The following is a 15,009-nucleotide window of genomic DNA, read 5'->3' on the forward strand; positions in this document are numbered from 1 at the left end:
CTTGTGACGGGGGGATTACAAGGCCCGCCCTGCAGGGCGGGCCCGGGCGTTCAGCGGCTCAGAAGCTGGGCGGCCTCTTTGGCAAAATAGGTCAGTACACCGTCGGCGCCGGCACGCTTGATGCCGGTCAGCGATTCCAGAATCACTTTCTCCCGGTCCAGCCAGCCATTCTGGAACGCGGCCACATGCATGGCGTACTCGCCGCTGACCTGATAGACGAATGTCGGCACGGCAAAAGCGTCCTTCACGCGGCGCACGATGTCCAGGTACGGCATGCCCGGCTTGATCATCACCATGTCGGCGCCTTCGGCCAGGTCCAGAGCGACTTCGTGCAGGGCCTCGTCGCTGTTGGCCGGGTCCATCTGGTAGGTCTGCTTGTCGGCCTTGCCGAGATTGCCGGCGGAGCCCACCGCATCGCGGAACGGGCCATAGTAGGCCGAGGCGTACTTGGCCGAGTAGGCCAGGATGCGCGTGTGGATATGCCCGTGCTGTTCCAGGCTGGTGCGGATGGCGCCGATCCGGCCGTCCATCATGTCGCTGGGTGCCACCACGTCGGCACCGGCCTCGGCGTGGCTGGTCGCCTGCTTCACCAGCGCGGACACGGTGACGTCGTTGATCACGTAGCCGTTGCTGTCGGTGATGCCGTCCTGGCCATGGGTGGTGAAGGGGTCCAGCGCCACGTCGGTGATCACGCCCATCTCCGGCACCGCCTGCTTGATCGCGCGCACGGCGCGCTGGGCCAGGCCGTCCGGGTTCCAGGCTTCGGCGGCATCCAGGCTTTTCACTTCCTGGGGCGTGACCGGGAACAGCGCCATGGCCGGGATGCCCAGCCGGGCCAGGGCTTCGGCTTCGCGCACCAGCAGGTCGATGGACAGGCGCTCGACGCCAGGCATGGAGGCCACCGCCTCGGTGCGCTGCTTGCCTTCGAGCACGAACACCGGGCTGATCAGGTCGGCGGGCGTCAGCACAGTCTCGCGCATCAGCCGGCGGGAAAAGTCGTCGCGGCGCATCCGGCGCAGGCGGGTGGCGGGCCACGGGGCCCGGTTGAAGGCAGGTCGGCTCACCTTGATCTCCGGTTGACTTGAGCTGGCGCATTGTAACGCACTCCGGGCCGCGAGCGATTACCATGGCCAAAAGCGCAAGGAGTCCTGCATGAAGAAAGCGGTGGTAGTGGTGCTGGTATTGGTCGCGCTGGTGGCCTGGTTTGCGCTGGACCTGGGCCAGTACCTGACATTGGCGGCCATCAAGGATCAACAGGCGCGCGTGGACGGGCTCTATGCCGAGCATCCGGTATGGCTGATTGGCGGCTACTTTCTGCTCTATGTGCTGGTGGCGGCGTTGTCGCTGCCGGGCGCAACGTTGCTGACGCTGCTGGGTGGCGCGGTGTTCGGGCTGGTCACCGGCACGCTGGTGGTGTCATTCGCCAGCTCCCTCGGCGCCACGCTGGCGATGCTGGTATCGCGCACGCTGTTTCGTGATCTGGTCAGCCGGCGCTTTGCCGGCACGCTGAGCAGGATCAATGCCGGCATCGACCGCGATGGGGCCTTTTACCTGTTCAGCCTGCGGCTGGTGCCGGTGTTTCCGTTTTTTGTCATCAACCTCGTGATGGGCCTGACGCGCCTGCCGGCACGGCGTTTTTACTGGGTCAGCCAGCTCGGCATGTTGCCCGGCACGCTGGTGTACGTGAATGCCGGCCGCGAGCTGGGACAACTGGACAGCCTGCGCGGCATTCTGTCACCGGGGTTGTTGTCAGCGTTTGCCTTGCTGGCGATTTTTCCGTGGCTGGCGCGTGCCGTGCTCAATCGTGTGCGGGCGCGTCAGCTTTACCGGGGCTGGCAGAAGCCGGCGCAGTTTGACCGCAACCTGATCGTGATCGGTGCGGGGGCGGCCGGCCTGGTCACGTCCTATATCGCTGCCGCAGTAAAAGCACGCGTGACCCTGATCGAAGCCGGCGAGATGGGCGGCGACTGTCTGAACACCGGCTGCGTGCCGAGCAAGGCGCTGATTCGCAGCGCGGCGGTGGTGCAGACGCTGCGCGAGGCGGAGCACTTCGGTATCCGGGCCGGCACGCCGGCGGTGGATTTTCCGCAGGTGATGGCGCGCCTGCGCGAGGTGATCCAGCGCATCGCACCGCACGATTCCGTCGAGCGCTATGAAAGCCTGGGTGTGGAATGCCTGCACGGCCATGCGCGGCTGACCTCGCCCTGGACGGTATCGATCAATGGCCGCACGCTCAGCGCCCGGCATATCGTCATCGCCACCGGTGCGCGACCACGCGTGCCGCATATCCCCGGCCTGGCGGACAGCGGTTATCTCACCTCGGAGACGCTCTGGCACCTGGAGGCGCTGCCGGCAAGGTTGCTGGTGATGGGCGGTGGCGCCGTGGGGGTGGAACTGGCGCAGGCGTTCGCCCGGCTGGGCAGCGCAGTCACCGTAGTTGAAACGGCGCCGCGCCTGCTGCCCCGCGAAGACGAAGCGGTCAGCGAGGCGGTGGCCGCAGCCCTGCGTGCCGACGGCGTTACCCTGATGACCGGCTACCGTGTGTTGCGTGTGGATGAGCAGGCCGGCGAAAAACGCCTGCATTGTGGTGCGGCAGCGCCGGACGGCGACCCGGTGACGGTGACTGGCGATGCGTTACTGGTGGCGGTGGGGCGCGAGGCGCGTACCGAAGGCATGGGCCTGGAAGAGCTGGGCCTGCTGCGCCGCGATGACGGCACACTGGACACCGATGCGCATTTGCAGACCCGCTTGCCGAATATTCTGGCCTGCGGCGATGTGACCGGCCCTTACCAGTTCACCCACGTGGCCGGTCACCAGGCCTGGTACGCGGCGGTGAATGCGCTGTTCGGATTCGCACGCCGTTTTGCGGTGGATTATGCCGCCATTCCCTTTGTGACTTTCAGTGCGCCGGAAGTGGCGCGCGTGGGCCTGAACGAAACCGAGGCGCGGGCGCAGGGCGTGGCCTATGAGCTGACGCGCTATGAATTTGCCGAACTGGACCGTGCCATCGCGGACGGCTGCGCGCGCGGCTGGGTCAGTGTGCTGACGGTGCCGGGCAAGGACCGTATTCTGGGCGTGACGATTGTTGGCGACCATGCAGCAGAAATGATTGCTGAATATGTCCTGGCGATGAAACATGGCCTGGGCCTGAATAAAATACTGGGCACGGTGCATGCCTACCCGACCTTCATGGAAGGCAACAAGTATGTGGCGGGCGAATGGAAACGTGCCCATGCGCCCGGTTGGGCACTGCGGCTGTTGGCCCGCTTCCACCAGTGGCGTTTGCGATGATGCGACCTTTTCACCTGGCCTTTCCCGTGACCGACCTGCGTGCGGCACGGCAGTTCTATGTCAACCTGCTCGGCGCCGAACCGGGCCGCAGCACGGAGCACTGGGCGGATTTCGATCTGTTCGGCCATCAGTTGTCCGCGCATCGGGTGGACAGGCTGCCGGCACCCGCTGGTTTCAGCGAAGTGGATGGCAAGCCGGTGCCGGTTCCCCATTTCGGGGTCATTCTGGCCTGGCACGAGTGGGAAACGCTGGCGGTGCGGCTGGCCGACGCAGGGCAGGATTTCATTCTTGCGCCACAGGTGCGCTACGCCGGGCAGACCGGCGAGCAGGGCACCTTTCTGCTATATGATCCGGCCGGTAATGCGCTGGAGTTCAAGGCGTTCCGTCGTAGCGATGAAGTCTTTGCCTGACAGGTGATCTATGGGGCGCTGGCGTCCGCCGTCAAAACCGGCATCCAAATACATCACCCCGGACGGTTACCGGGTGCTCAACGATGAGCTGCAACACCTGTGGAAAGTGCGTCGCCCGGAAGTGACCCAGGCGGTGCAGGAAGCGGCGGCCCAGGGCGACCGCTCGGAAAACGCCGAGTACATTTATGGCAAGAAGATGCTGCGCGAGATCGACAGCCGCATTCGCTTCCTGTCGCGGCGGCTGGATGACATGGTGGTGGTCGACCGCCTGCCGGATGATCCCACGCGCGTGTTTTTTGGTGCCTGGGTCACGCTGGAAGACGCCGAGACCGGCGGCATGCGGTGTTACCGTATTGTCGGCCCGGACGAAACCGATGCCGCGCGCGGCTGGATCAGTGTGGATTCGCCCATGGCACGTGCTTTGCTGGGCAAGCGCGCAGACGATGAGGTGATGGTGCGCTCCCCGGCGGGCGAGCACGAGTACATTATCAACGCCATTGCGTACACGGCACCTGCCGACGGAGACATGACATGAGTTCGGGGCGACGCGCCATGAGTTTTATCCGCAAGTCGCTGGTGGGCGGTCTGGTGATCCTGCTGCCACTGGCGGTCATCGGGTTTTTCTTCCGCTGGATCTACGGCATCGTCACCGACATCACCTCGCCGGTGGCGACGCTGTTCATTCGCAGCTGGGGCTGGCCGCAGTACGCGGCCGACCTGATCGGTATCGTGGTGCTGGTAACCTTCTGCTTCCTGCTCGGCAACCTGGTCACCACCCGCCTGGGCGGCTGGCTCTGGCAGCGCACTGAGGACGGCGTGATGGCGCGCCTGCCCGGCTACCGTGCGGTGCGCGAAGTGGTCGCGCAATTACTCGGTAACAGTGAGGATTCACCCTTTGCACGAGGCGAGGTGGCGCGCATCTGGCTGTATGGCCGTGACATTGACGTGTCCGTGCTCGGGTTGATCACGTCGCGTTTCAGCGACGGCAATGTGAGTGTGTTCGTGCCGACCGGGCCGAATCCGACCACCGGGTTTATTTATATTGTCAGCATGAGTGTGGTAACACTGTGTCCCGATATCAAGGTTGAACAGATGATGAAGGTGGTGGTGGCCTGCGGGGCTGGCAGCAATCGCCTGTTTCCGGGCGGCACAGCCCCGGCGGCAGCGCCCGTGGAGGAAAGATGAAAATCGCAGTTTTGCTCGCCGGCAGCGGCGTGTTCGACGGTTCTGAAATCTACGAGACGACCCTGACACTGCTTGCGCTGGACCGTGCCGACGTCCGCTATCAGTGCATGGCGCCGAATATCGCCCAGGCCCATGTGATCAACCATATCACCGGGGAACAGATGCCCGGTGAGAAACGCAACGTGCTGGTGGAAGCCGCACGCCTGGCGCGTGGCGAGATCATCGATCTGAAAGTGGCCGATGCCAGTGACTACGACGCGTTGATCGTGCCCGGCGGTTTCGGGGTGGCCAAAAATCTGTGTGACTTCGCCTTCAAGGGCGCCGATATGCAGATCAATGCCGAGGTACGTGATTTCGCGCGCGCAGTGCACCGGGCCGGCAAACCGGTGGGGCTGATCTGCATTGCACCGACCATGGCGGCACAGCTGTTCGGTGAAGGCGTGGCCTGCACCATCGGCAGTAACGAAGACGTGGCCGCAGCCATCGAAAGCATGGGCGGCAAGCACGTGCCATGCCCGGTGGATGAGTGTGTCGTGGATGAAGAACGCAAGGTCGTGACCACGCCGGCCTACATGGAAGCCGGCCGCATCCGTGAGGCTGCGGCCGGGATCGAGAAGCTGGTGGCGAAAGTGGTGGCGATGGCGGGGTAACAGGGACCGGACGCTTTAAGCCTTCGGCGCCCTGTCAATCTCACTCCAGCGCCTGCTCGGCCTGCTCCAGCTCTTCCATGGCCAGCAGCATGCTTTCCTCGATCTGTTCCTGCTGTTGCCGCAAGGCGCCCTGCTCTGCCAGCAGCGTGGTCAGGCGCTGCTTGTTGTCCGGTTGATACAGGGTTTCATCCGCCAGGGCCTGTTCAATATCGGCCAGCTTGGTTTCGCAGCCGGCCAGTTGCTTTTCCAGTTTCTCCACAGCCTGCCGTAGCGGCCGCAGGGCGGTGCGGCGCTGGGCGGCTTCCTGGCGCTTGGCCCTGGCGTCCTGTTTCGGTGCGGTTGAAACGGCCGGTTTTTGCGCCGCTTTCTGATTCTCGCGCAACCAGCGCGCATAGTCGTTCAGATCGCCGTCGAAGGGAGTGACGCGGCCGCCGGCGACCAGCACCAGTTCGTCCACGGTGGTTTCCAGCAGGTGCCGGTCGTGCGACACCAGTACCACGGCGCCTTCGAACGCCTGCAACGCCAGCGTCAGCGCTTCGCGCATGTCCAGGTCGAGGTGGTTGGCCGGTTCGTCGAGCAGCAACAGTGCCGGTTTCTGTTGTACCAGCAGGGCCAGTGCCAGGCGCGACTTTTCGCCACCGGAAAAACGCTTTACCGGTGAGAACACGTCGTCACCATGAAAACCGAACCGGCCCAGTTCACTGCGTACCCGGCTTTCTTCCCACTTCGGTTGCGCGGCCTGCATCAATGAGATCGGGTGGTCATCCTGGGGCAGTGCGTCCACCTGTTGCTGGTGGAAATAACCGATCACCAGCTCCGGACCGATGGTGTAGCGGCCGCCCAGCGGCGCGAGATGGCCCGCCAGCGTCTTGATCAGCGTCGATTTGCCGGCGCCGTTCGGGCCGAGCAGACCGAGGCGGCTTTCCGGGCGAATGTTCAGCGTGACCTCGCTGAGAATCACTGTCTCGCCCTGGTCGCGATAACCGCACTGCACCTGTTCCAGGTCCAGCATCGGGTTGGGCAATTTGACCGGTTCCGGGAAGGTAAACCGGAAGCCATCGGCGATATGCGCCGGCGCGATCAGTTCCAGCTTTTCCAGAGCCTTGACCCGGCTCTGGGCCTGCCGTGCCTTGCTCGCCTTGGCCTTGAAGCGGGCGATGAATTTCTTCAGGTGCTCGGCCTGCGCGGTCTGCTTGCGGTACTCGCTTTCCTGCCGGGCCAGATGCTCGGCGCGCAGGCGTTCAAAGCCGCTGTAGTTGCCGGTATAGAGTGTCAGTTGCTGCTGCTCGATATGCAGGATGTGACCCACCACGGCATCCAGGAAATCCCGGTCGTGGGAGATCAGCAGCATGGTGCCGCGAAACTGCGAGAGATAGTCCTGCAGCCACAGCACTGCATCCAGATCCAGATGGTTGGTTGGCTCGTCGAGCAGCAACAGATCGGCATCGGAAAGCAGTACCCGCGCCAGGTTCAGGCGCATGCGCCAGCCACCGGAGAAGCTGGCCACCGGCTGGCGCTGGACCGGCTCGGCAAAGCCCAGGCCGGCCAGTACGGTGGCGGCCTGCGCCGGCAGTGCCCAGGCGTTGATGCTTTCCAGTTGCGCGTGGGCGCGGGCGATGGCCTCGCCGTCTTCGCGGGCTTCGGCGTCGGCCAGTGACTGTTCGAAGGTGCGCAGTTGCGGATGGCCGTCGAGCACATACTCAATTGCTGCTTGCGGCAGCGCCGGGACTTCCTGCGCCATGGTGGCGATGCGCCAGTCCGCCGGGCGCTGGTAGTGACCGCGATCCGCTTCCAGCTGGCCGGCCAGCAGGTTCAGCAGCGAGCTCTTGCCGCAGCCATTGCGGCCGGTCAGGCCGATCTTCCAGCCGCCGTGCAGGGTCAGGTCGGCGTCCCGGATCAGTACATCCGGGCCGCGCCGCAGGTCGAGATGTTCCAGGCGCAACATGGCAGCAGGGGTTTGTCGAAAAGGGGTTGCAGTGTAGACAGGCCGGGTGTCGTCAGCAATGCAGGCCGTGGCATGATGCCGGCGGGCAGGGGAGGAAAGGTGAATGACAGAACCGTCGCTCTGGCAGTACGCACTGACATTATGGAAGCGACCCGGCGTGGAACACGCTGCGCTGTTGTTGCAGGACCAGCACAGCCTGCCTGTGTGCCTGCTGCTGGCGGCGTTGTGGCTGGCAGGCCGGGGTGTGACGCCGGATGCGGCGCTGGCCGCCGCGCTGCGTGATATCGCGGAAGAGTGGGAGCGCGAGCGGATCGCGCCGCTGCGCCGGTTGCGCCGCCAGGCCGGCACGCGCGCGGACTGGGCCGACTGGAAACGCGCCTTGCAGGATGCCGAGCTGGAAGCGGAACGCTTGCTGGTCAGCGCGCTGGAAACCCGTGTGGCGGCGCGCCCGTTGCCGCGTGCAGCGCAACCGCTGCCGGCGCACGGCTGGTTGCTGCTGGTGATACCGGAAATGGCGGGCTGCGAGAATCTGACCCGCGCGGTGGATGCGTTGCTGGGTGCCGCTCAGCCGTGAAAGCCGGGTAACGCGCGCAGCAGATGGCGCTGTACTTCCAGCCACTCGGCGATACGGCGCCAATGCTGGATGTCCTCAGCGGCACGCTGTACCGGCATGTCGATGATGCCGCCGCCTTCGCCGGCGGCCTGTGTGTAAAGCTGCGTGTCGCGCAGGGTCGCCAGATAGGGGATTTTCAGGCTGGTCAGGAATTGCCGCAGCTGCTCGTACATTCTGGTGCGTGCGCGAGTGCGATTGGCGACCACGGCCAGCCGCCGTGGCCGGCGGCGATAGCAGGGGGAAAGCATCACCGCCTGCAGGAAGCGGGTGGCGGCACGAATGTCGATCGGGCTGGGCAGTACCGGCACCAGCACCACCTGGGCCACGCGCAGCACATGGTCCAGCAGGGGCCCGTCGAGGCCGCCGGGGGAGTCGATAATCAGGTAGCCATGGGCCTGGTTGACGACTTCCGTGAGGCGGCCATAGGTGGTGTAGGCATCCAGTTTCAGGCTCAGGCCATGGATATCGTGGCGCCCCAGTTGTTCGCGCCGGCGAACCCAGCTTGCCGAGGACTGCAGTGGATCCAGGTCCAGCAGCGACACGGTCTGCCCTTGCGCGGCCAGATAACTGGCCAGGTTGGTGGCCAGTGTGGTCTTGCCACAACCGCCCTTGGCATTGGCGACCAGCACGACAAAGCGCGGCGGCCCGCCGCCACCGATGGCACGGGCTGGTGAAGTCGTCTCGCGTACGTCGGCTGCGCGTCGCATGACCCCTCCGCCGCCCCCAAGGTTTTGTTATGAAGTGTTATTGCACTATATCGCAGGGCTGTTGTCACACCGCAAGCCCTGCGTCGGGCCGTTGGCACTGTGCGCCGGTGTGATGACAGGCCGGTTTCAGGGCCGTATGCTCCGGCAATCGGGTTGGGGCCCGGGCGCCAGTCAGCGCAGTGATGACCCTGCCGGGCCGTGTCAATCCCGGTTGCAGCGGGCGCAAGCCGCCCGCACACTGTGGCGCTGGCGCGATATCGACGCTGCTGATGAGTGGGCCTGCGATATCAACCGACGTGGGAAAGCTCCGTTTTCGGGGGCGGCGCGACAACAAATTGAATGCAATCTGGAGGCATGATGAAAAAGTTAGCATTGGTGCTTGCTGTGTCAGCACTGGCGGCCTGTGGCCAGGAAAAGGGTGGCGACGTCAAGGTCGAGTCTGATGTGCAGAAGGCATCCTATGCCATCGGTTACCGTACCGGTGAGCAGATGTACGGCAACACCGATGATCTGGATGTGGACGTGTTCCTGGCCGGCCTGCGCGCCGGTGCGCTGGGCGAGAAAGAAGGCCTGCCGCTGGAATCCGAGCAGATGGATCAGGCGATTGCCGACTACCAGCAGCAGAAGATCGCCGAGCGTGAAGCGCAACGCGAGAAAGCGGCCAGCGACAACGCTGAAACCGGCAAGAAATTCCGCGAGGAAAATGGCGCCAAAGAAGGTGTGACCACCCTCGACAGCGGCCTGCAGTACGAAGTGCTTACCGAAGGCGAGAGCGATCAGAAGCCGACGCTCAATGACGTGGTAGTGGCTCACTATCATGGCACCCTGGTCGATGGCACCGTGTTCGACAGCTCCGTTGACCGTGGCGAGCCGGCCAGCTTCCCGCTGGGCCAGGTGATCCAGGGCTGGCAGGAAGCGCTGCAGCTGATGAACGTGGGCGACAAGTGGCGCATCGTGATTCCGCCCGAGCTGGCCTACGGCGAGCAGGGCGCTGGCCAGAAGATCGGCCCGAACTCCACGCTGGTGTTCGAAGTGGAACTGCTGGAAGTGAAGCCGGGCAACTAAGCCGGGCTGAAAACAGAAAAGGCGCCGATACTGGCGCCTTTCAGATCGCTGACAAACCCCGGTTATCCGGGGTTTTTCATTTCTGCAGTTGGGATGTGTGACGTTCGGCAGGTCATTTTCGCTGGGTGGGATAGTCGGCGACATGGCTTGATTCAGAGGGCCAAAGGGCGTTGCGGAAGCGAGGGAGGCTGGCATAGCGCCGGAGAGAGGGCCAGAGGGCTTCTTACCCTGCCAGCAAGGCGATTTTCTTGATGTTCTGAGCCGCCGCCGTCAGCAGACACTGCGCCTGCACCTTGTCCCGGCCACGGTAGCGGGCATAGCGGTATTGATGCAGCTCCTTGGCGTCGGCGAAGCTGCGCTCCACCGTTTCTTTTCGGCGTTGGTAGATCGCCTTGCCCCATTCCGTCAGGCGGTGAGCATCCTGGCGTTCCCGGCTGTCTTCCCAGACATGGCGGGTGATGATCTTGATGTGTTTGGCGTGTTGGGTGCAGCGGGAGAGCAGCGGACATGCCTGGCAGATCGCCGGGTCTGACTGGTAGTGCCGGTAGCCTGTACGGCTGGTGGTTTTATAGGGCAAGTCCTGCCCTTGCGGGCACCGGTAGCTGTCGGTGTCGGGTTGGTAGTGGAATTCCCGCTTGTAGAGGTATCCCTTCCGGTGCGTGGGGCGACGGTAGCCAAAGACGGCTTTGATCTGCTCGTCCTCCAGTCCCTTGCTGATCGCGGTGGTGTGGTAACCGGCATCCAGCCCGACATGAGTGACGTCGAACCCGAAGCGCTCTTTCTGCCGTCTCAGGCGGGCCATGTAGGGCACGGCATCGTGTACATTGCCCGCACTGACGTGCACATCGGTGATGATGTTGGCCTTGCTGTCCACAGTACGGTGATCCAGATAGAAGAACCCTTGGGGCTTGTTGTCCCGGGTCATGTAACCACTCTCAGGGTCCGTCGTGCTCTGCTTGATCTCCCGAGCCGCTGCCGGCCTGGACGCCGGCCGCAAGGGCTTTTTTCCGTGAGCTAACCGGTCCTCCTCCACTGCCCGATCCAGGTCATCCAGATACGCCTGCCGCAGGGGTTCAACCCGAGCCTTGGTCCACTTGCCCTTGTTGGCATTGGCCTTGAGGTGAGTAGAATCCGTGTACAACACCTCCCCGGACACCAGTTTGCGGCGCATCGCCTGCAACACAATCTCGTCAAATATCTGCTGATAGATATCCGAGTCGTTGAACCGACGCCGACGGTTCTGGCTCAGGGTGCTGGCATCCGGCACCTTGTCCGTTAGCGTCAGCCCCAGAAACCACCGGTAGGCGACGTTCACCTGCACTTCCCGGATCAACTGACGTTCACTGCGAACACCGAACAGGTAACCCAGCAACAGCAGCTTGAACATCAGGGTCGGATCCAGTGCTGGCCGACCGTTGTCAGCACAGTACAACGCCTTCACCCGATCATGGATAAAGCTGAAGTCGATGTGTTTATCCACCTTGCGAAGCAGGTGGTCCGGCGGGACAAGTTCATCAATACAGACGAACTCGAGTGTGGATTGGGTCGGAGCGCGGTCTTTTAGCATGCCCCGATTATAGAAAAGCCCTCACCACGAGGGCGAGGGCTTTGTCAGCAGTCTGAAAGGCGCCGATACTGGCGCCTTTTCTGTTTGTGGCACGTCATGCACCCGCGGGAGAAGCGCCTGTGCCGGTTTCAGTGCGTGACGGGCCTGACGGGCTGGCTGCCCTGCAGGTGGAAGCTGATGATCAGCTGGTCTTCCAGCATGAAGCGCTCTTCGAGTTTCTCCAGCAGGCTGGCCATTTTCTCCGGCAGTTCCGTGAGTGAGCACTGCCGGCGCGCGGCCTGGTCGTAATGCTCATTGAAGGCCAGCGCGGCGTCGGTGGAATCCTCCAGCCGGTGCAGCATCTCCTGCAGCCAGCCGGGGTTGTCCCGTTTCAGGCTGCGTGCCTCCACGGCCAGTTCACGGTAGATCTCGAAATAGCCGGCGCTGATGTAGTCCATCAACGTCTGGCACAGGCTCTGGATGTGCGTGTGCAGGGCCGGGTTGTCCTCGACGTTGGCGTCGTTCATGTCCGGCAGGGCACACAGCAGAGCCAGCAATTGCTGGCGTTCCTTGAGCCAGGTTTGCACCAGGGTTTCGGTGCGCTGCCACTGGGGCAGGGTGGGTGTCGCAGGGGATGGCCGTGCCATGGTCGTCCCTCCGTGGGCGTTTGTCTGTGTCAGGGGAGTTCGAGGCTAGATCAGGCGCTCGTGGCAGGGCAATTGGCCGCAGGGGTGATTTGTCGAAACGGCTGCCGGCTCAGGCGGTTACATCCAGACCGATTTTTCATAAGCAGGCGGGCTGTTATCCCGGCCACCCGCAAAGCCAGCGCTGGCGCGGCTTTGCGGTTAGTGGCGCATTAGCGATAACGGCGGAGGATCTGGAACAGTGCCAGCACCAGCAGGCCGGCGAAGGTGATCATCGCCAGTTGCGGGATGGTAATGCCGAGGAAGGTCCAGTCGATCTCGGCGCACTCGCCCGAGCCGCTGAACACCATGCGCAGCATCTCCTGCATCGGGAACACGTCGATCATGTAATCCAGGCCCGGGCCGCAGGCCGGCACTTCGTCGGCCGGCAGGTTCTGCAGCCAGATATGACGGCCCGCCACAATGGCGCCGCCGATGGCGGAGAGGGCCGCCAGCACGTTGTAGAGGCGCTGGCCGGTGGCGCCGGGGTTGTGCAGTGCGGCGAGCAGGAAGAACAGCCCGGCGCCGATGACCGCGACGCGCTGGAACACGCACAGCGGGCACGGTTCGAGGTCTTCGGCGTGTTGCAGGTACAGGGCAGCGGCCATGGCCGCCACACAGGCAAGAAAGCCGAGCAGATTGATGCCGCGCGGTGACAGCAGGCGTGAAGTGATCTGAGACATGCGGTTGTCCGTTTCGCTGACGGTTCTGGTTTGGAAATGGCCGCCCGTGCTGGCGCTGCGTTTCCCCCTTGGTGCAAACCCTGCCGATGCTGACCGGCTCTGCTCATGGACCCGTATGGAGTGCTCCGGTTCCGCAGGTCGGCGCCGGCATGCCGGAAAGCGGCATGATCAAGCGGCACGGCTGATCGCGCGATATCAAACCGATGGCGAGGCTTCACCGGGTGAGCAAAAAAACAGAAGGGGAAGGTGTACCGTGTCGCATGCGGGCATGCAACCCCGGATGGGTACGGCGGGCACCGGTTCAGCCGGTCTGCTGCTCCGGATGCCGTTTCAGAAAAGCCTCATAGCCTTCGCGCCAGCCGGCATGCCACCAGTCCATGAGGATGTCCTCCTGGTACGGGCACTGGCTGTCGTCACGACCGCTCATGCCCCACATGCAGCCACGGTCGTAGGCTTTCTTGCAGGCATCCCGGGTATCGGGTGTGTCTCGCATTCCGCATCTCCGTGCGATGGTGGCCGGCGTAAGGTGCGCCGGCATCACGGCCTGATCATCCTGACAAGGCTGGCACAGATTCTGGCACGGGAGTGTGCGCTGCGCCACACCTGGCGGCGTGTGCCGCCGGATGGCGTCACACTGCTGCCAGGTGGCAGTCGTCAGTCGCGAAAATAATCGGCGAGATAGTCGGCGAACGGCTTTTCCGGCGCGGCTTCGCAGTCGCGCTGTTCCTGCAGGCTGCTTTGCGCGAGCTGGGCAAAACGCTCGCGGGTGGCGTCGTCCAGGGGGCGCGACAGGAAATGATCCCGGTGCGTCTGGGCCTGTTCAATGGCGAACTCGAAAAAGCTCTGGCCGCGCCCGGACAGCGTTTCCATCACCCGGGCGGAAGGGGTGATCTCGGGGTGATCGACCTTTTCCTGCTGCATGGCCAGTGCTTCGGTGTAGCGATGCCCGCCGTGGGTGTGGTCGAACAGTTCGGCGATCGGCCGCATCTGGTCGAGCTTCTTGCTGGCCCATTCGCGCAGCGTGACACGGCTGCCCCAGTTGCACAGCCGTATGCCGGTGTTGCGGCCGTTGTAGACCACCTGCTGGATATTGTTCTTGCTTGCCAGCAGGTCCCGCGCTTCCAGGTGGGGTGACTCCCGCAGCAGGCAATAAGTGGCGAAGATATCGAGAAACCGCAGCTGTGTCTGGTTGATGCCCAGCGGTTCGAACGGGTTCAGGTCCAGTGCGCGCATCTCCACATATTCGACCCCCCGGCGCGCGAGCGCCTGGGTCGGGCGCTCGCCCTTGTGGATGGTGCGCTTGGGGCGGACTGACGAGTAGTACTCGTTCTCGATCTGCAGGATGTTGGCGTTGAGCTGGCGGTATTCGCCGTCCACCAGCACGCCGATGTCGCGATAGGCGGGTTCTTCAGTCTTGATCGCCTCGGTCAGCGTGCGCACATACTCGTCGAGGTTGTTATAGCTGATGTGCAGGCTTGACTGGGCGTTGTTCTGGTAGCCCAGGTCGCTCATGCGCAGCGAGGTGGCGAAGGGTTGTGCCAGCGTACCGCGGAACATTTCCGCCAGCGTATGCTCGCGACCGGACAGGAAGGAGCTGCACACCGCCGGGGAGGCTCCGAACAGATAGATCAGCAGCCAGGAATAGCGCTGGAAGTTGCGCGTCAGGTCCATGTAGCGTTCGGAGATGAACGTCTGCAGGGGCTGCGTGTCCTGTTCACCCTGCTGATACAGGCGCCAGAAGGTGTCCGGGAACGAGAGGTTGTAATGGATGCCGGCGATGGTCTGCATGCGGCGGCCATAGCGGTAGCCCAGGCCGCGCCGGTAGACATGCTTCATCTGGCCGACGTTGGAGCTGCCGTACTCGGCGAGCGGAATGTCCTTGTCCTCGCCCATGGCGCAGGGCATGGAGTTGACCCACAGCATTTCGTCGCCCAGTTGCGGGTACACATATCGGTGCAACTGATCGAGGAATTCCAGTGGTGCGCTCAGCCGGTCACTGGCCGGGGTGATGAATTCCAGCAGCGCTTCGGAATAGTCGGTGGTCAGATACGGATGTGTCAGGGCCGACCCCAGGCTGGCCGGATGCAGACTCTGGGCGAGCAGGCCCTGCGGGGTGATGCGCAGGCTTTCCTTTTCGATACCCCGGCGCATGCCGGACAGGGTGCCGGCGGCATCGGCCTTGTTCAGCGCCAGGAGGCGCGTGGTGAGCAGATCGGTCATCCGATAGCGTC

15 protein-coding genes are annotated in these 15,009 nt (G+C 63.7%); 7 read left to right on the forward strand and 8 right to left on the reverse strand.

The window, feature by feature from the left end:
- Positions 1–50: 50 nt before the first annotated feature.
- A complete protein-coding gene (gene hemB / locus S7S_RS02035) occupies positions 51–1,064 on the reverse strand; it encodes a porphobilinogen synthase (RefSeq protein WP_041025908.1) in 1,014 nt (337 codons plus the stop codon).
- An 88-nt stretch (positions 1,065–1,152) separates the two neighbouring features.
- Here hemB and S7S_RS02040 point away from each other — a divergent pair, with 88 nt between their 5' ends.
- From S7S_RS02040 to elbB, 5 genes are read left to right on the forward strand one after another with little or no spacing between them, the layout of a single operon-like run.
- Positions 1,153–3,291, forward strand: a complete 2,139-nt coding sequence (locus S7S_RS02040; protein ID WP_041025909.1) for an FAD-dependent oxidoreductase — start codon at positions 1,153–1,155, stop codon at positions 3,289–3,291.
- Positions 3,288–3,701: a VOC family protein gene (locus tag S7S_RS02045; RefSeq protein ID WP_041025910.1), complete on the forward strand. Its 414-nt coding sequence runs from the start codon at positions 3,288–3,290 to the stop codon at positions 3,699–3,701. Before S7S_RS02040 ends, S7S_RS02045 begins: the two co-directional genes overlap by 4 nt.
- A gap of 10 nt (positions 3,702–3,711) precedes the next feature.
- Positions 3,712–4,236 (forward strand): transcription elongation factor GreB, encoded by a 525-nt coding sequence (gene greB / locus S7S_RS02050; RefSeq protein WP_008736599.1) that lies wholly within the window; start codon positions 3,712–3,714, stop codon positions 4,234–4,236.
- Entirely contained in the window at positions 4,233–4,886 is a 654-nt protein-coding gene (locus S7S_RS02055) for a DUF502 domain-containing protein (protein ID WP_041025911.1), read from the forward strand. Before greB ends, S7S_RS02055 begins: the two co-directional genes overlap by 4 nt.
- Positions 4,883–5,536, forward strand: coding sequence for an isoprenoid biosynthesis glyoxalase ElbB (gene elbB, locus S7S_RS02060; RefSeq protein ID WP_041025912.1), 654 nt, complete (start codon positions 4,883–4,885; stop codon positions 5,534–5,536). Before S7S_RS02055 ends, elbB begins: the two co-directional genes overlap by 4 nt.
- Before the next feature lie 40 nt (positions 5,537–5,576).
- Here elbB and S7S_RS02065 read toward each other — a convergent pair whose 3' ends face one another.
- Positions 5,577–7,481 (reverse strand): ATP-binding cassette domain-containing protein, encoded by a 1,905-nt coding sequence (locus S7S_RS02065; protein ID WP_041025913.1) that lies wholly within the window; start codon positions 7,479–7,481, stop codon positions 5,577–5,579.
- Positions 7,482–7,584: 103 nt separating this feature from the next.
- Between S7S_RS02065 and S7S_RS02070 the strand changes: the two genes are divergently transcribed.
- Positions 7,585–8,055 (forward strand): TIGR02444 family protein, encoded by a 471-nt coding sequence (locus S7S_RS02070; protein ID WP_035204379.1) that lies wholly within the window; start codon positions 7,585–7,587, stop codon positions 8,053–8,055.
- Here S7S_RS02070 and S7S_RS02075 read toward each other — a convergent pair.
- A complete protein-coding gene (locus tag S7S_RS02075) occupies positions 8,046–8,801 on the reverse strand; it encodes a ParA family protein (RefSeq protein ID WP_052269195.1) in 756 nt (251 codons plus the stop codon). The two genes, S7S_RS02070 and S7S_RS02075, sit on opposite strands and share 10 nt — an antisense overlap.
- 354 nt (positions 8,802–9,155) lie before the next feature.
- On the opposite strand from S7S_RS02075, the gene S7S_RS02080 reads away from it, so the two are divergent.
- Positions 9,156–9,866 carry a BamJ family beta-barrel-assembly machinery protein gene (locus tag S7S_RS02080; RefSeq protein WP_238582925.1) on the forward strand — a complete coding sequence of 237 codons (711 nt, stop codon included), beginning with the start codon at positions 9,156–9,158 and terminating at the stop codon, positions 9,864–9,866.
- 223 nt (positions 9,867–10,089) lie between these two features.
- Here S7S_RS02080 and S7S_RS02085 read toward each other — a convergent pair whose 3' ends face one another.
- From S7S_RS02085 to gshA, 5 genes are all read right to left on the reverse strand, one after another.
- A complete protein-coding gene (locus tag S7S_RS02085) occupies positions 10,090–11,433 on the reverse strand; it encodes an IS1182 family transposase (protein ID WP_041025915.1) in 1,344 nt (447 codons plus the stop codon).
- Positions 11,434–11,561: 128 nt separating this feature from the next.
- Entirely contained in the window at positions 11,562–12,059 is a 498-nt protein-coding gene (locus S7S_RS02090) for an Rsd/AlgQ family anti-sigma factor (RefSeq protein WP_008739458.1), read from the reverse strand.
- Between the two features lie 209 nt (positions 12,060–12,268).
- Positions 12,269–12,778 (reverse strand): disulfide bond formation protein B, encoded by a 510-nt coding sequence (locus S7S_RS02095; RefSeq protein ID WP_008739456.1) that lies wholly within the window; start codon positions 12,776–12,778, stop codon positions 12,269–12,271.
- Between the two features lie 301 nt (positions 12,779–13,079).
- Entirely contained in the window at positions 13,080–13,271 is a 192-nt protein-coding gene (gene rmf, locus S7S_RS02100) for a ribosome modulation factor (protein ID WP_008739455.1), read from the reverse strand.
- A 161-nt stretch (positions 13,272–13,432) separates the two neighbouring features.
- The gene (gene gshA / locus S7S_RS02105; RefSeq protein ID WP_008739452.1) at positions 13,433–14,998 is read right to left on the reverse strand and encodes a glutamate--cysteine ligase; all 1,566 of its coding nucleotides are present in this window, start codon (positions 14,996–14,998) and stop codon (positions 13,433–13,435) included.
- Between the last annotated feature and the right edge of the window lie 11 nt (positions 14,999–15,009).

It is taken from the genome of Isoalcanivorax pacificus W11-5, assembly GCF_000299335.2.
GTDB lineage: Bacteria > Pseudomonadota > Gammaproteobacteria > Pseudomonadales > Alcanivoracaceae > Isoalcanivorax > Isoalcanivorax pacificus.

What these genes read in the sequence shown, in the direction of transcription:
- S7S_RS02080 (WP_238582925.1), top strand. Translation starts at nt 9,156, where the DNA reads ATGATGAAAAAGTTAGCATTGGTGCTTGCTGTGTCAGCACTGGCGGCC.
- S7S_RS02085 (WP_041025915.1), bottom strand. Translation starts at nt 11,433, where the DNA reads ATGCTAAAAGACCGCGCTCCGACCCAATCCACACTCGAGTTCGTCTGT.
- S7S_RS02095 (WP_008739456.1), bottom strand. Translation starts at nt 12,778, where the DNA reads ATGTCTCAGATCACTTCACGCCTGCTGTCACCGCGCGGCATCAATCTG.
- greB (WP_008736599.1), top strand. Translation starts at nt 3,712, where the DNA reads ATGGGGCGCTGGCGTCCGCCGTCAAAACCGGCATCCAAATACATCACC.
- S7S_RS02070 (WP_035204379.1), top strand. Translation starts at nt 7,585, where the DNA reads ATGACAGAACCGTCGCTCTGGCAGTACGCACTGACATTATGGAAGCGA.
- S7S_RS02090 (WP_008739458.1), bottom strand. Translation starts at nt 12,059, where the DNA reads ATGGCACGGCCATCCCCTGCGACACCCACCCTGCCCCAGTGGCAGCGC.
- S7S_RS02040 (WP_041025909.1), top strand. Translation starts at nt 1,153, where the DNA reads ATGAAGAAAGCGGTGGTAGTGGTGCTGGTATTGGTCGCGCTGGTGGCC.
- S7S_RS02045 (WP_041025910.1), top strand. Translation starts at nt 3,288, where the DNA reads ATGATGCGACCTTTTCACCTGGCCTTTCCCGTGACCGACCTGCGTGCG.
- gshA (WP_008739452.1), bottom strand. Translation starts at nt 14,998, where the DNA reads ATGACCGATCTGCTCACCACGCGCCTCCTGGCGCTGAACAAGGCCGAT.
- S7S_RS02065 (WP_041025913.1), bottom strand. Translation starts at nt 7,481, where the DNA reads ATGTTGCGCCTGGAACATCTCGACCTGCGGCGCGGCCCGGATGTACTG.
- S7S_RS02055 (WP_041025911.1), top strand. Translation starts at nt 4,233, where the DNA reads ATGAGTTCGGGGCGACGCGCCATGAGTTTTATCCGCAAGTCGCTGGTG.
- elbB (WP_041025912.1), top strand. Translation starts at nt 4,883, where the DNA reads ATGAAAATCGCAGTTTTGCTCGCCGGCAGCGGCGTGTTCGACGGTTCT.
- S7S_RS02075 (WP_052269195.1), bottom strand. Translation starts at nt 8,801, where the DNA reads ATGCGACGCGCAGCCGACGTACGCGAGACGACTTCACCAGCCCGTGCC.
- rmf (WP_008739455.1), bottom strand. Translation starts at nt 13,271, where the DNA reads ATGCGAGACACACCCGATACCCGGGATGCCTGCAAGAAAGCCTACGAC.